Annotated in this window: 17 protein-coding genes; 4 read left to right on the plus strand and 13 right to left on the minus strand. The window is 31.7% G+C overall.

From position 1 onward, the window contains the following. Positions 1-5 precede the first annotated feature (5 nt). Genes rplN through rplC form a run of 11 tightly spaced genes read right to left on the minus strand, consistent with a single transcriptional unit; the run spans position 6 to position 5,083 of the window. Entirely contained in the window at positions 6-374 is a 369-nt protein-coding gene (rplN, locus tag ETU08_RS07340) for a 50S ribosomal protein L14 (RefSeq protein WP_146262380.1), read from the minus strand. Between the two features lie 7 nt (positions 375-381). Continuing rightward, a complete protein-coding gene (rpsQ, locus tag ETU08_RS07345; RefSeq protein WP_146262381.1) occupies positions 382-636 on the minus strand; it encodes a 30S ribosomal protein S17 in 255 nt (84 codons plus the stop codon). Between the two features lie 33 nt (positions 637-669). Further along, the gene (rpmC, locus tag ETU08_RS07350; RefSeq protein WP_146262382.1) at positions 670-846 is read right to left on the minus strand and encodes a 50S ribosomal protein L29; all 177 of its coding nucleotides are present in this window, start codon (positions 844-846) and stop codon (positions 670-672) included. Positions 847-858: 12 nt separating this feature from the next. Further along, entirely contained in the window at positions 859-1,284 is a 426-nt protein-coding gene (gene rplP, locus ETU08_RS07355) for a 50S ribosomal protein L16 (protein WP_146262383.1), read from the minus strand. A gap of 25 nt (positions 1,285-1,309) precedes the next feature. Then, positions 1,310-2,005, minus strand: coding sequence for a 30S ribosomal protein S3 (rpsC, locus tag ETU08_RS07360; protein ID WP_146262384.1), 696 nt, complete (start codon positions 2,003-2,005; stop codon positions 1,310-1,312). Positions 2,006-2,007: 2 nt separating this feature from the next. Next, a complete protein-coding gene (gene rplV / locus ETU08_RS07365) occupies positions 2,008-2,412 on the minus strand; it encodes a 50S ribosomal protein L22 (RefSeq protein ID WP_146262414.1) in 405 nt (134 codons plus the stop codon). 10 nt (positions 2,413-2,422) lie between these two features. After that, entirely contained in the window at positions 2,423-2,701 is a 279-nt protein-coding gene (rpsS, locus tag ETU08_RS07370; protein ID WP_146262385.1) for a 30S ribosomal protein S19, read from the minus strand. A gap of 6 nt (positions 2,702-2,707) precedes the next feature. Next, positions 2,708-3,529, minus strand: a complete 822-nt coding sequence (gene rplB / locus ETU08_RS07375) for a 50S ribosomal protein L2 (RefSeq protein WP_146262386.1) — start codon at positions 3,527-3,529, stop codon at positions 2,708-2,710. A gap of 15 nt (positions 3,530-3,544) precedes the next feature. Further along, positions 3,545-3,835 carry a 50S ribosomal protein L23 gene (rplW, locus tag ETU08_RS07380; protein ID WP_146262387.1) on the minus strand — a complete coding sequence of 97 codons (291 nt, stop codon included), beginning with the start codon at positions 3,833-3,835 and terminating at the stop codon, positions 3,545-3,547. A gap of 4 nt (positions 3,836-3,839) precedes the next feature. Then, entirely contained in the window at positions 3,840-4,469 is a 630-nt protein-coding gene (gene rplD / locus ETU08_RS07385; RefSeq protein ID WP_146262388.1) for a 50S ribosomal protein L4, read from the minus strand. Further along, a complete protein-coding gene (gene rplC, locus ETU08_RS07390; RefSeq protein WP_146262389.1) occupies positions 4,460-5,083 on the minus strand; it encodes a 50S ribosomal protein L3 in 624 nt (207 codons plus the stop codon). Before rplC ends, rplD begins: the two co-directional genes overlap by 10 nt. A gap of 186 nt (positions 5,084-5,269) precedes the next feature. Here rplC and lysS point away from each other — a divergent pair, with 186 nt between their 5' ends. The 4 genes from lysS (at position 5,270) to ETU08_RS07410 (ending at position 9,634) form a co-directional block, all read left to right on the plus strand. Next, positions 5,270-6,970, plus strand: a complete 1,701-nt coding sequence (lysS, locus tag ETU08_RS07395; protein ID WP_146262390.1) for a lysine--tRNA ligase — start codon at positions 5,270-5,272, stop codon at positions 6,968-6,970. 61 nt (positions 6,971-7,031) lie between these two features. Beyond that, entirely contained in the window at positions 7,032-7,505 is a 474-nt protein-coding gene (locus ETU08_RS07400) for an Lrp/AsnC ligand binding domain-containing protein (protein WP_146262391.1), read from the plus strand. 443 nt (positions 7,506-7,948) lie between these two features. Continuing rightward, positions 7,949-9,082, plus strand: a complete 1,134-nt coding sequence (locus ETU08_RS07405) for a hypothetical protein (protein ID WP_146262392.1) — start codon at positions 7,949-7,951, stop codon at positions 9,080-9,082. A gap of 21 nt (positions 9,083-9,103) precedes the next feature. Continuing rightward, entirely contained in the window at positions 9,104-9,634 is a 531-nt protein-coding gene (locus ETU08_RS07410) for an adenine phosphoribosyltransferase (RefSeq protein WP_146262393.1), read from the plus strand. Positions 9,635-9,689: 55 nt separating this feature from the next. On the opposite strand, the gene ETU08_RS07415 is transcribed toward ETU08_RS07410, so the two are convergent. Together ETU08_RS07415 and rpoC are read right to left on the minus strand one after the other, a co-directional pair. Next, on the minus strand, positions 9,690-9,992 hold the full coding sequence (locus tag ETU08_RS07415) for a DUF3467 domain-containing protein (RefSeq protein WP_146262394.1): 303 nt from the start codon (positions 9,990-9,992) through the stop codon (positions 9,690-9,692). A gap of 4 nt (positions 9,993-9,996) precedes the next feature. Next, complete coding sequence (gene rpoC, locus ETU08_RS07420) at positions 9,997-14,271, minus strand: DNA-directed RNA polymerase subunit beta' (protein ID WP_146262395.1); 4,275 nt, start codon at positions 14,269-14,271, stop codon at positions 9,997-9,999. Between the last annotated feature and the right edge of the window lie 36 nt (positions 14,272-14,307).

Consider the following 14,307-nt stretch of genomic DNA (forward strand, 5'->3'; position numbering starts at 1 on the left):
TTGGATTATAATACTTCAGGAGCTAAAGATATAATTTTCATATACTCTTTATCACGCAATTCTCTAGCAACTGGACCAAAAACACGTGTTCCTCTCATTTCTCCTGCTGTATTTAATAAAACACATGCGTTATCATCAAAACTTATATAAGAACCATCTTTTCTTCTAACAGATTTTTTAGTTCTTACAACCACTGCCTTAGAAACTTGCCCCTTTTTAGCATTTCCTGAAGGAGTAGCATCTTTAATAGTAACTACAATTTTATCTCCTACTGAAGCGTATCTTCTTTTAGATCCTCCTAAAACTCTGATAACTAAAGCTTCTTTTGCTCCTGTGTTATCTGCAACTTTTAATCTTGATTCTGTCTGTAGCATTTTTAAATTATTTAGCTCTTTCCAATATTTCTACTAACCTCCATCTTTTATTTTTACTCAAAGGACGTGTTTCCATAATGCGTACAGTATCTCCTTCGTTACACTCATTTTTTTCATCGTGAGCAGTATATTTCTTAGTTTTTAAAACGAACTTTCCATACATAGGATGCTTCATTCTAGTTGTTTCACTAATAACAACTGTCTTATCCATTTTATTACTAGATACCACTCCGATTCTTTCTTTTCTTAAATTTCTTTCCATAGTTGAAATTAAATTTCTTTTTCGGATGTTAAATTATTTTAAGGTTGTTAATAACCTTGCGATTGTTTTTCTAATATCTCTTAATTGAATTGGATTTTCAATTGGAGATACTTTATGAGCTAATTTTAGCTTTGCATACTCTGCTTTTTTCTCAGCCAATTTCAGCTTTAATTCTTCTGTACTTAAGTTTTTAATATCTTTTGCTTTCATCGATTTTATTAATTATTCTGGTTTTACAAAATCGTTAGCAACGACAAACTTAGTCTTAACTGGAAGTTTTTGAGCCGCTAATCTTAACGCTTCTTTTGCTACTTCATAAGATACACCACCAATCTCAAAAATTATTCTTCCTGGTGTTACTCTAGCAACCCAATATTCAACTGCACCTTTACCTTTACCCATACGTACTTCCGCAGGTTTTTTAGTAATTGGTTTGTCTGGAAAAATTTTTATCCAAAGTTGACCTTCTCTTTTCATATATCTAGTAGCAGCAATACGGGCCGCTTCTATTTGTCTTCCAGTTATAAATACCGGATCTAATGCTTTAATTCCAAAAGTACCATATGCTAATTGGTTTCCTCTATAAGAAAGCCCCTTCATACGACCTTTTTGTTGCTTACGGAATTTTGTTCTTTTTGGTTGTAACATGATTCTGATCTAGGATGTTATAAAACTATCTTCTTTCTTTTACTTTTCTTTTCTGAGTCTTTTTCTGAAGACCTACCAATGGAGATAATTCTCTTTTCCCATAAACTTCTCCTTTCATTATCCAAACCTTAACCCCCAATCTACCATAAGTAGTGTGAGCTTCAGCTATGTAATAATCTATATCTGCACGGAAAGTTGACAATGGTATTCTACCTTCTTTAAAAGATTCAGATCTAGCCATCTCAGCTCCATTTAAACGACCAGAAATCATAATTTTTATTCCTTCTGCGTTCATTCTCATGGTAGAGGCTATTGCCATCTTTACAGCTCTTCTATAAGAAATTCTATTTTCAATTTGACGTGCCACACTTTCTGCCACTAATTTAGCGTCTAGTTCAGGTCTCTTGATTTCAAATATATTTATTTGAATTTCTTTTTTAGTGATCTTCTTAAGCTCTTCTTTTAATTTATCAACTTCTTGTCCACCTTTACCAATAATAATTCCTGGACGAGCAGTTGTTATAGTTATAGTTATTAGCTTTAAAGTTCTTTCGATGTAAATTCTGGAAACACCTGCTTTTGATAAACGAGCCTCTAAATATCTACGGATTTTAAAATCTTCTGCTATTTTATCACCAAATTTTTTTCCACCATACCAATTAGAATCCCATCCTCTTATGATTCCTAATCTATTGCCTATTGGATTTGTCTTTTGTCCCATACTTAGTTTACTTCATTTTTGTTTCCAAGAATAATTGTTACATGATTAGATCTTTTTCTAATTCTATACCCTCTACCTTGAGGGGCCGGTCTTAATCTTTTTAACATAGAACCTCCATCTACAAAAATTTCTTTAACAAAAAGTTTCGCTTCTTCTATATCTTTACCCTCATTTTTAACTTGCCAATTAGCTATAGCGCTTAATAAGAGTTTTTCTAATCTGATAGAAGCTTCCTTTTTAGAATATTTTAATATATATAATGCTTTATCTACATCGACACCTCTAATAATGTCTGTTACTAATCTCATTTTTCTTGGAGAGGTAGGACAATTATTTAAGCGAGCAATAGCTAGGTCTTTGTAACTTTCTTTGCGTGCTAATGCACTATCTTTTTTTCTTTTACCCATTGCTTCAATATTATCTATTTCCTTTATTTTTATTACCGGCATGACCTCTAAATACACGTGTAGGTGAGAACTCACCCAACTTATGTCCAACCATATTCTCTGTAACATATACAGGAATAAATTGTTTACCGTTATGTACTGCAAAGGTTTGCCCAACGAAGTCTGGAGAAATCATAGAAGCTCTTGACCAAGTTTTAATAACTACTTTTTTACCTGACTCTACGTTAGCTTGTACTTTCTTATTTAGCTTATAGTGAATGTAAGGTCCTTTTTTTAACGAACGTGCCATACTATATTATTTTCTTTTTTGTAAAATGTGACGATTCGATTCTTTTTTCTTTGATCGAGTTTTAAATCCTTTTGCTGGCATACCCTTTCTAGATCTTGGATGTCCCCCTGTAGATCTACCTTCTCCACCACCCATTGGGTGATCAACTGGGTTCATAGCTACTGGTCTTGTTCTCGGTCTTCTTCCTAACCATCTGCTTCTACCTGCTTTACCAGATACGGTTAATTGATGATCAGAGTTGGAAACAGAACCTATTGTAGCTAAACACTCTACTAAAATCATTCTTGTTTCTCCTGAAGGCATTTTAAGAACCGCATATTTACCATCTCTAGCAATCAATTGAGCACTTGTACCAGCACTTCTTGCCATTTTCGCACCTTGTCCAGGTCTTAATTCAATACATGATACTACAGTCCCTAATGGGATGTTTTTCAACTTCATTGCATTACCGATTTCAGGCGCTACTGTATCTCCTGAAATTACTTTCTGATCAACTTTAATACCGTGAGGGGCAACGATATATCGTTTTTCTCCATCAGCATAAACCAAAAGGGCAATAAATGCAGTTCTGTTTGGATCATATTCTACTGACTTAACAGTAGCCGGAATGCCAAACTTATTTCTTTTGAAATCGATCTCTCTGTATCGTTTCTTGTGTCCACCTCCGGTATAACGCATGGTCATTTTTCCGGAATTATTTCTACCTCCTGATTTAGAAATCTTTCTTAATAAAGATTTTTCTGGCTTGGAAGTAGTGATTTCTTCAAAATTGTTAACAATTCTGAATCTTTGTCCGGGGGTGATAGGTTTTAATTTTCTTACCGACATGATTCTTTTTAAAAATTATATAGTTCCAAATACATCAATGGTTTCACCGTCTTTAATGTCAACCATTGCTTTTTTAACTTTATTTGTTTTTCCTACTTGTAAACCCGATTTAGTATATTTAGATTTAACTGAAGGCGGAGAAATTAATGTTCTAACTCCTACTACAGTTACCCCATAAGCTTTTTGAACCGCGTATTTTATCTCTGATTTATTAGCTTTAGGATTAACTAAAAAAGTAAATCGATTTCTTTTCTCAGCAATATCATTTGCTTTTTCTGATATGATAGGTCTTATTAATACAGACATAATTTTACTTTCTTAAATTTTCTTGTAATTTTTCAACTGAACCTTCAAACAGAACAACTTCATTTGCTTTCAATATATCATAACTACTTATTTCATTATGAGTTAAAACTTTAGTTTGTTGAAGATTTCTTGATGACAAATATACGAATTTATTTGCCTCACCTAGTACAAACAGAGTCTTTTTACCTTCTAAACCTAAGTTACTTAATACTTGAATGAATTCTTTAGTTTTTGGACCTTCAAATTTTAAATCCTCAAGAACTTTTAGGTTATTGTCTTGTAATTTTTGACTTAATACAGATCTTTTCGCTAAACGTTTAAGAGATTTGTTTAATTTAAATCTATAATCTCTAGGTCTTGGGCCGAAAACTCTAGCTCCGCCTTTAAACAAAGGGTTTTTTATATCTCCCTTTCTAGAACCACCAGTTCCTTTTTGACGATGGAGTTTACGCGTAGAGCCGCTTAGCTCTGATCTTTCTTTAGATTTATGTGTCCCTTGTCTCTGAGCTGCTAAATATTGTTTAACTTCTAAGTATACCGCATGTTCATTAGGCTGCACTTCAAATATACTTTCGTCCAAAGTAACTTTTCTTCCAGTTTCTTTCCCGTTTTTATCTAGTACTACTAATTCCATCTTCTTATTATTATATATGAATTTTTAGGACCAGGAACCGCACCTTTAACTACTAAAAGATTCTTTTCTTCGTCCACTTTTATAACTTCAAGGTTTTGAACTGTTACTTGGTTTCCTCCCATTCTACCAGCCATCCTCATTCCCTTAAATACTCTTGAAGGATCAGACCCAGCTCCTATTGAACCCGGGGCTCTTAATCGGTTATGCTGTCCATGAGTTGCCTGCATAACCCCTCCAAAACCGTGTCTTTTTACAACTCCTTGAAAACCTTTACCTTTAGAAACTCCAGTAACATCAACATATTCTCCTTCGGAAAATAAATTAACTTTTACAGAATCTCCTAACTTTAAATTTTCAAAACCGTGATAAAACTCCACCATTTTTCTTTTTGGTGTTGAACCTGCTTTTTTGAAGTGACCTAACATAGCTTTCCCTACATTTTTTTCACTTCTGTCATCGAAACCTAATTGAACAGCAAAATAGCCATCCTTTTCTTTGGTTCTGACCTGTAAAACTGAACATGGGCCTGCTTCAATAACTGTACAAGGTATATTTTTACCTTGTTCGTCAAATAAGCTAGTCATGCCAATTTTTTTTCCAATAATTCCTGACATTTATTCTCTAATTATATTGTATACATTTTTTTACAGAATGCAAAAATAGATTTTTTTTCTTATATATAGATAATATTAATTCAAAAATTTAATTATTTTATACATTTAATTATGGAGATTTTATTTAAATACTTAAGCTTTGAATAAGAATATTTCTAAATTTGTAGACTTAATCGTTATCAATATATGCAACTTTCAGAACAAGAAAAAATTAGAAGAGAAAAATTAGAAAAATTAAAGTCAGCGGGAATAAATCCTTTTCCAGCTTCTGAATTTAAAATCAATTATACTACTGAAGAAATTCGTAACAATTTTAAGGAAGGCGAAAAGGTTTATATCGCAGGTAGGCTGATGTCTAACCGAATTCAAGGTAAAGCTGGATTCTCTGAGTTGCAAGACAGTACTGGACGTATTCAACTTTATTTTAATAGAGATGTGATTTGTCCAGAAGATGATAAGTTTAAGTATAACGATTTTTACAAAAAACTTTTAGATTTAGGTGATTTTATAGGTGTTGAAGGTGAACTTTTCAATACGAAATTGGGCGAGAAAACTGTTATGGTTAAAGATTTTACCTTATTATCTAAAGCATTACGTCCTCTTCCTCTCCCTAAAACTGATGAAGAAGGAAAGGTTCACGATGCTTTTAATGATCCTGAACTTAGATATAGAATGCGATATGTGGATTTAGTTGTTAATCCTAAGGTTAAAGATATTTTTATTAAAAGAACTCTTTTATTTAGTTCAATGAGGAATTTCTTTAATGAAAGAGGATATTTTGAAGTAGAGACACCTGTACTACAATCTATTCCTGGAGGTGCAGCAGCAAGACCTTTTATTACTCATCACAATTCTTTAAACATTCCATTATACTTACGTATTGCCAATGAACTCTATTTAAAGAGATTAATTGTTGGTGGCTTTGACGGAGTTTATGAATTTTCAAAAAATTTTAGAAATGAGGGAATGGATAGAACTCATAATCCTGAGTTTACTGCTATGGAAATTTATGTAGCTTATAAAGATTATCATTGGATGATGAGCTTTACCGAACAACTTTTGGAACATTGCGCCATAGCTATAAACGGAACAACTAAAGCTACTTATGGAGAACATGAGATTGATTTTAAAGCTCCTTATGCTAGGATTTCTATGACTGATGCTATAATAAAATTTACTGGTTTTGATATAACTGGAAAATCAGAAACTGAAATCAGAGAAGCTGCTAGAAGTTTAGGTATTGAAGTGGATGATAGCATGGGGAAAGGTAAATTAATTGATGAAATTTTTGGAGAAAAGTGTGAAGGAAATTTTATTCAACCTACGTTTATTACTGATTATCCTGTAGAAATGTCTCCTCTTACAAAAAAACATAGAGATAACCCTGAGCTTACTGAACGTTTTGAATTAATGGTATGTGGCAAAGAGGTTGCAAATGCTTATTCGGAATTAAACGACCCCATTGACCAAAGAAATAGATTTGAAGAGCAACTTAAACTTTCAGAAAAAGGTGATGACGAAGCCATGTTTATTGATCAGGATTTTTTACGTGCTCTTGAGTTTGGAATGCCACCTACCTCTGGTCTAGGAATTGGTATGGATCGCCTAATCATGTTCTTAACAAATAATTCATCTATACAAGAAGTTTTATTTTTCCCTCAAATGAAGCCTGAAAAAAAATCTTTATCTATTGAATTGACAGATGAAGAGAAATTAATATTAGAGATTTTAGAAAAAAATGATTCTACTATGGACATCAATACTCTTAAGTCTCTGGCGAATTTAAGCGGAAAGAAATGGGATAAATCCATAAAGAATTTAACTAAAAATAATATTTTGCGTGTAAATATTCATGGTGATATTAAAACTATTGATATTGTGAAATAAATCATATTTAATCCTATTGGGTTAATGTAAAAACAAAATTTATAATTACTCGTTTAACTTTATGAGGGAATTTAAAAAATATTCTTTTGAGCTTGATGGAATTGACAAAATAATCTTAAATTCTCTCATGAGTAATGCGAAAACCTCTATTTCAAAAATAGCTAAAGAAGTGGGTGTTTCATCTACTGCTATCCATCAAAGAATAAAAAAATTAGAGGCCTCTGAAATTATTAAAAATCCAGTTACTCCATTAAATTATAAAGCCTTAGGTTATAAAACTATTGCATACGTTGGAATATACCTTGAAAAATCTGTAAAGTACCAAGAATCCATTAATGAAATGCTGAAAATTAATGAAATTATTGAAGCTCATTTCACAACAGGAAATTACACAGTTTTCATTAAACTTCTTTGCAAGGACAATGATCATCTAATGGATGTTTTAAGAAATAAAATTCAAAAAATAAACGGGATTGTAAGAACGGAAACTATTATATCTTTAGAACAAAGTATTTCCAGACAAATAAAACCTTAAATTTATACACTTATAAATCCTCTTATTAAAATTAATTTTGAGCTAATAACTTTATATTAGTAATCTGAAAAATTTAAATTATTTTTTTATAAATTTTTAAATAGCTGTATATAAATAAAAAATTACTAGTGTTTTGGTAATTTCTCTCTAACCTATCAAATAAAAATTTTATTGACTATAATATAATTTTTTTTATTAAGGTATTTTTAGAAAAAATAATTTAGTGTATAGTTCATAAAACTAATCTTTAAGATCTTTTTGGACCACCTATCAGATTTATTTAATTAAGATAAATTTTATCAATTCAAAAATTTTCTTAAAATTTAATTTTATATAAGATGATCTATTTTTTTAGATTGAGTGAAGATTAATTTAAATGTCTATTACTACTATTCATTTTATTAAAAATTTTTAATGTACTTTTATATACATAATTTCTTAATATGAAAAAAACATTCTTAATCTTATATAGCATATTCTTTATTATTCTTTCATGTAATAAAGAATATAAAGTTATTGACGGTAGTTCTAAAGAATCTTTTGATTTAAGCTTAAAATCAATTTCTTCTAAATTGACAATATTACAACAAGACAAATTAGAAGAAGCCATTAAACTAATTTACAAGTTTAAAACTGATGGAGATGATGAAAATCAACGTTGGGAAAAACTTTATTCAATTTTAAATGATAAAAGCTCTGAACAAGTTTTCGAAATGGCTGAAGAAATAGCTAAAGAAAACAAAATATCATGGTCTAGTACATCAATGATTCCACTAGATCCTTCTATACTTAGAACTGAGGAAAAAAAATTATCTGAGGAGGAAAAAAATTTGCAACAACTTGAATCTGCAACTTCTATAAACATTCGTTTTTCAACTATAAACTCCGATCCTGAATTAAATGAAGGCTTTTATATATATCCTAAGCTCGTAGACGATTCAGGTCAAGAAATAACTTTCAATAATTTACCTTTAAATTTTTCTATTTCTTTTATCAACAATGGTACTGTTGTTTATACTACGAATCGAACACTTTCTTCTTCCTTTGATCTAAATAAGGGTTTAAAATTCATGTATAATTTATTTGATAAAGAAAAAATAATTAATTCTAGTCTTGATGTTGAAGTTAAAACTTCCGCCGGTGATAAATATTTATATGGTAAATTGGCTGGCATACCTATTGAAGTATCTAAAACTAAAGATTCCTCTAGCTCTATTGAAGATGAATTGGACAATCAACTTGCAGTTAAAAATGTAAATAATTTTATTCAATTGATTGGAGATAAGAAATATTCTGAAGCTTATAAATTATCCAAAAATCCTAAATGGGGGGATGAAGAAAAATTCTCTTCTACAAGTAATGGTTTTGGTACAATTGAAGCTGTAAATATTCTTTCAAGTGATTTAATCAATCGTAACAAGGATGAGATTACCGTTTTTTCTATATACCAAATTAAGGACAAGAGTGGCAAAATAAAATCTCTCAAACAAAATTTTAAACTCCATAAAATTAATGGAGATTGGCTAATTACCGATACCCAGACTAAAGAAGTTACCAATGATGATTCCTGGAAATAAATATTTATTAAAACATATTTTATGAATAGCTTGACGGAAGATATTAAACAACATATTACCGATGTTAGGGATTTTCCTAAGGAGGGAATTTTATATAAAGACATTAGTTCTTTATTTTTAAATACAGAATTATGCCATAGAATTGTACTTGAATTTGTTAAATTTAGTAAGAATAAGGTTGATGCTGTATGTGGGATTGAAAGTAGGGGATTTTTATTTGGTCCTCAGATTGCTCAACTTTTAAATGTTCCTTTTATTATGATTAGAAAATCTGGTAAATTACCCCCGCCAGTTGTTTCCAAGAATTACAATTTAGAGTATAACAAGGCAACTATTGAAATTAAAAAACATTTTATTTCCCAAGGTCAACGGATATTAATCCATGATGATATTTTAGCTACCGGTGGTACGGCGAAAGCTTGTGCCGAACTTATTACTGAATGTGGCGGAATTGCTACCCAATTTAGCTTTATAGCAGAACTTTCTTTCTTAAACGGGACTCAGACTTTGCTCCCTCATTGTAAAGAAATACATTCACTAGTCAGTTATTAAATAGATATAAAAAAGGTTGAGTTAATACTCAACCTTTTTTATATTCAATGTCTATTTAAGCTTGTCCGTTTTGTCCAAAGTTTAAATGAAATGTATCATCGTCTTTAACATTGCCAAACTGACTTTCAAAATTTTTTAAATTTTCAGATAGAGCGTTTAACAATCTCTTAGCGTGTTCAGGAGTTAGAATCACTCTAGATCTAACTTTTGGTTTTTGAACTCCTGGCATCATTTGTATAAAATCTAAAACAAATTCTGTGGGAGAATGGTTGATTAAAGCTAAGTTTGAAAACACCCCTGTTGCTATCTCATCAGGAAGTTCTATATTTAAGTCTTGTTGATTTTGGTTGTTTTCCATACCATTAAATTTTTTCGTTAATTAATTCTTCAAATTCTCTATTTGATCCAACAACTACATTTTGATATTCGGCTAAACCTGTTCCTGCTGGAATTCTATGACCAACAATTACATTTTCTTTTAATCCGTTTAAAGTATCAATTTTACCAGCTACAGCTGCCTCATTTAAAACTTTAGTTGTTTCTTGGAAAGAAGCTGCAGATATAAATGATTTAGTTTGTAAAGAAGCTCTAGTAATACCTTGTAAAACAGGACTTGCAGTTGCTGGTAAAGCTTCTCTTGCTTCTACTAACTTTTTATCCTCTCTCTTTAATTTAGAATTTTCGTCTCTTAATTCTCTTGCTGTAACAATTTGTCCAGCTTTTAATTCTTGACTATCTCCAGGCTCTTCAATTACTTTCATTCCAAAAATTCTATCATTTTCTTCAATAAAGTCAATTTTATGTTCTAAATTTCCTTCCAAGAATTTAGTATCACCTGCATCAACGATTTCAACTTTTGTCATCATCTGTCTTACGATAATTTCAAAGTGTTTGTCATCAATCTTCACCCCTTGTAAACGATATACTTCTTGTATTTCATTTACCAAATATTCTTGAACTGCTGTAGGGCCTTTGATATTAAGAATATCATTTGGAGTTATTGCTCCATCTGAAAGTGGATCTCCTGCTCGTACAAAGTCATTTTCTTGTACAAGTATTTGATTGGATAATTTTACTAGATATCTCTTAATTTCTCCTCCTTTAGACTCAATAACTATTTCTCTATTTCCTCTCTTAATCTTTCCATAACTAACTACCCCATCAATTTCTGAAACTACTGCTGGATTGGATGGATTTCTCGCTTCAAATAATTCAGTTACCCTTGGTAGACCTCCTGTAATATCTCCAGCCTTAGCAGATCTTCTAGGAATTTTAACTAAGATTTTTCCAGCCTTAATTTTTTCTCCATCGTTAACAATCAAATGCGCCCCTACGGGTAAGTTAATTGTTTTGATAACTTCTCCGCTGGTATCTAGAATTTTTAAAGTAGGGATTAATTTTTTATTTCTAGACTCTGAAATAACTTTTTCTTCAAAACCTGTTTGTTCATCAATTTCAAGTTGATAAGTTATACCTTGCTCTATTTGTTCATATTCAATTTTACCCGCTGTTTCTGATAAAATAGTTGCGTTATATGGATCCCATTTGCAAATAATATCTCCTTTTTTAACTTCCTGACCCGGTTTAACTAATAAGTTCGAACCGTAAGGAATGTTATTAATCATTAATACATTTCCTTCAGAATTTAAAAGCTTAAATTCTGTAGACCTTGATACAACAATGGTAACCGGATTTCCATTTTCATCTTCGCTTTCTACAGTTCTTATATCATCAAACTCAACTTTACCTTCTCTTTTTGCAACTATACTATTTACATCGGCAACGTTGCCTGCTGTTCCTCCTAAGTGGAAGGTTCTTAATGTTAACTGTGTTCCTGGTTCTCCAATTGACTGAGCTGCAATAACTCCTACAGCTTCTCCTTTATTGATCAGTTTATTTGTTGCCAAATTTACACCGTAGCATTTAGCACAAATTCCTCTTTTTGATTCACAGGTTAATGGAGACCTGGCTTCCACTACTTCTATTCCAGATTTTTCAATTGTTTTTGCCAGTTCTGATGTAATTAGTTGATCTGCTTCTACAAGCAATTCATCTGTGTCCGGATGATAAATATCATGAAGGGAAACTCTACCTAGTATTCTTTCTGAAAGTGGTTCAACGATCTCATCATTTTTCTTTAAGGCTGATATTTCTATACCTCTTAGCGTACCACAATCTTCATCATTTATAATAACATCCTGTGCAACATCAACCAATCGTCGGGTTAAATACCCTGCATCTGCTGTTTTTAGCGCCGTATCTGCCAAACCTTTACGTGCACCGTGGGTAGAGATAAAGTATTCTAAAATTGAAAGTCCTTCTCGGAAATTTGAAATAATTGGGTTTTCAATGATTTCTCCACCTGAAGAACCTGCCTTCTGAGGTTTTGCCATTAGCCCCCTCATACCAGCTAACTGACGTATCTGCTCTTTAGAACCCCTTGCTCCAGAATCCAACATCATATATACAGAATTAAATCCTCCTTTGTCCGTCTTCATTCTCTGCATAATCAAATCTGTTAGTCTTGCGTTGGTATTGGTCCAAACATCAATCACCTGATTATATCTTTCATTGTTGGTAATTAATCCCATGTTATAGTTAGATCGAATACCGTCTACTTGTTCATGAGCATCTTGAATCATTATTTTCTTTTCGTCTGGAGTTATTATATCTCCTAAACTAAAGGATAATCCACCTCTAAAAGCTGTTGCATATCCTAGATTTTTCATGTCATCTAAGAATTTAGCTGTAGTAGGGAAATCTGTCGTTTCAAGTATATTACCTATAATATTTCTAAGGGATTTTTTAGTTAAAACTTCATTGATATAACCTACTTTTTCAGGAACAATTTTATTAAATAAAACTCTACCAACTGTAGTTTCAATTAACTTTTCAACTAATTCTTCTCCTTCTCTTACTTTTGCTCTTACTTTAATAATTGCATTCAAGTCAATAGCCTTTTCGTTGTATGCGATTTCAACTTCTTCTTCTGAATAAAAGATGGATCCATGACCTTTAACACTAATCTCTTCGGTAGGTACCAAAGGTTTTGTCATATAATAAAGACCTAAGACCATGTCCTGAGAAGGTACTTGAATTGGTGATCCATTGGCTGGATTCAATATATTTTGAGAAGCTAGCATTAATAATTGTGCTTCTAGAATAGCTTCTGGTCCTAATGGTAAATGAACCGCCATTTGGTCACCATCAAAATCCGCGTTAAATGCAGTACATACTAAAGGGTGAAGACGTATTGCTTTTCCTTCAATCATCCTTGGTTGGAAGGCTTGAATTCCTAAACGGTGAAGTGTAGGCGCCCTATTCAACAATACCGGATGTCCTTTCATTACATTTTCTAATATATCGTAAACGACAGGCTCTTTTCTCTCTATAATTCTTTTTGCTGATTTAACCGTTTTTACTATCCCTCTTTCAATTAATTTTCTAATAATAAATGGCTTGTAAAGCTCAGCTGCCATATCTTTAGGCAAACCGCATTCATGAAGTTGTAAAAATGGTCCAACAACAATTACAGAACGTGCAGAATAATCCACACGTTTACCTAGTAAGTTTTGACGGAAACGTCCTTGCTTACCTTTTAATGAGTCTGATAATGATTTTAATGGTCTATTTGATTCTGACTTAACTGCTGATGATTTTCTTGTATTATCAAACAATGAGTCTACCGCTTCTTGTAACATCCGTTTTTCATTACGTAATATTACTTCAGGAGCTTTAATCTCAATTAACCTTTTTAATCGATTATTTCTTATTATAACCCTTCTATATAGATCATTTAAATCTGAAGTAGCAAATCTACCTCCGTCTAATGGTACTAATGGTCTTAAGTCCGGAGGTATAACGGGAATAACCCTCATTACCATCCATTCCGGTCTATTTATCCTTCCATTGTTATTTGCATCTCTAAAGGATTCTACTACATGTAATCTCTTTAAAGCTTCAGTTCTTCTCTGTTTAGAAGTTTCATGATTGGCTTTATGTCTTAAATCATAAGATAAAGCATCTAGATCTATTCTTTTCAATAACTCTTCCAAACATTCAGCTCCCATCTTAGCTACAAACTTATTAGGGTCTGAATCATCCAAATATTGATTTTCAATCGGTAAAGTTTCTAATATATCCAAATATTCCTCTTCCGTCAAAAACTCATTGGGTTCCAATTCTTCTCCATTAAGCTTTTTAGCAATTCCTGCTTGAATAACTACAAATCTTTCATTGTAGATTATCATATCCAATTTTTTAGATGGTATACCTAACAAATAACCTATTTTATTAGGCAATGATCTAAAATACCATATATGTGCAACTGGAACTACTAAATTAATATGTCCTATTCTTTCTCTCCTTACTTTCTTCTCTGTAACTTCAACTCCACAACGATCACATACAATGCCCTTGTACCTTATACGTTTATATTTACCGCAAGCACACTCATAATCTTTGATAGGTCCAAAGATTCTTTCACAAAACAATCCATCTCTTTCTGGTTTGTGCGTACGATAGTTAATAGTTTCTGGTTTTAAAACTTCTCCTCTAGATTGTTGTAAAATACTTTCCGGAGAGGCTAAACCTATTGTAATTTTATTAAATCTGCTAGTTTTTTGTTTAACAGCCATTCTATTTTATTATCAATTAAATTGAAAAATTTTAAT

The sequence above is a fragment of the Apibacter muscae genome, from assembly GCF_007845635.1.
Lineage (GTDB): Bacteria > Bacteroidota > Bacteroidia > Flavobacteriales > Weeksellaceae > Apibacter > Apibacter muscae.

What these genes read in the sequence shown, in the direction of transcription:
- rplN (WP_146262380.1), bottom strand. Translation starts at nt 374, where the DNA reads ATGCTACAGACAGAATCAAGATTAAAAGTTGCAGATAACACAGGAGCA.
- rpsQ (WP_146262381.1), bottom strand. Translation starts at nt 636, where the DNA reads ATGGAAAGAAATTTAAGAAAAGAAAGAATCGGAGTGGTATCTAGTAAT.
- rpmC (WP_146262382.1), bottom strand. Translation starts at nt 846, where the DNA reads ATGAAAGCAAAAGATATTAAAAACTTAAGTACAGAAGAATTAAAGCTG.
- rplP (WP_146262383.1), bottom strand. Translation starts at nt 1,284, where the DNA reads ATGTTACAACCAAAAAGAACAAAATTCCGTAAGCAACAAAAAGGTCGT.
- rpsC (WP_146262384.1), bottom strand. Translation starts at nt 2,005, where the DNA reads ATGGGACAAAAGACAAATCCAATAGGCAATAGATTAGGAATCATAAGA.
- rplV (WP_146262414.1), bottom strand. Translation starts at nt 2,412, where the DNA reads ATGGGTAAAAGAAAAAAAGATAGTGCATTAGCACGCAAAGAAAGTTAC.
- rpsS (WP_146262385.1), bottom strand. Translation starts at nt 2,701, where the DNA reads ATGGCACGTTCGTTAAAAAAAGGACCTTACATTCACTATAAGCTAAAT.
- rplB (WP_146262386.1), bottom strand. Translation starts at nt 3,529, where the DNA reads ATGTCGGTAAGAAAATTAAAACCTATCACCCCCGGACAAAGATTCAGA.
- rplW (WP_146262387.1), bottom strand. Translation starts at nt 3,835, where the DNA reads ATGTCTGTATTAATAAGACCTATCATATCAGAAAAAGCAAATGATATT.
- rplD (WP_146262388.1), bottom strand. Translation starts at nt 4,469, where the DNA reads ATGGAATTAGTAGTACTAGATAAAAACGGGAAAGAAACTGGAAGAAAA.
- rplC (WP_146262389.1), bottom strand. Translation starts at nt 5,083, where the DNA reads ATGTCAGGAATTATTGGAAAAAAAATTGGCATGACTAGCTTATTTGAC.
- lysS (WP_146262390.1), top strand. Translation starts at nt 5,270, where the DNA reads ATGCAACTTTCAGAACAAGAAAAAATTAGAAGAGAAAAATTAGAAAAA.
- ETU08_RS07400 (WP_146262391.1), top strand. Translation starts at nt 7,032, where the DNA reads ATGAGGGAATTTAAAAAATATTCTTTTGAGCTTGATGGAATTGACAAA.
- ETU08_RS07405 (WP_146262392.1), top strand. Translation starts at nt 7,949, where the DNA reads ATGAAAAAAACATTCTTAATCTTATATAGCATATTCTTTATTATTCTT.
- ETU08_RS07410 (WP_146262393.1), top strand. Translation starts at nt 9,104, where the DNA reads ATGAATAGCTTGACGGAAGATATTAAACAACATATTACCGATGTTAGG.
- ETU08_RS07415 (WP_146262394.1), bottom strand. Translation starts at nt 9,992, where the DNA reads ATGGAAAACAACCAAAATCAACAAGACTTAAATATAGAACTTCCTGAT.
- rpoC (WP_146262395.1), bottom strand. Translation starts at nt 14,271, where the DNA reads ATGGCTGTTAAACAAAAAACTAGCAGATTTAATAAAATTACAATAGGT.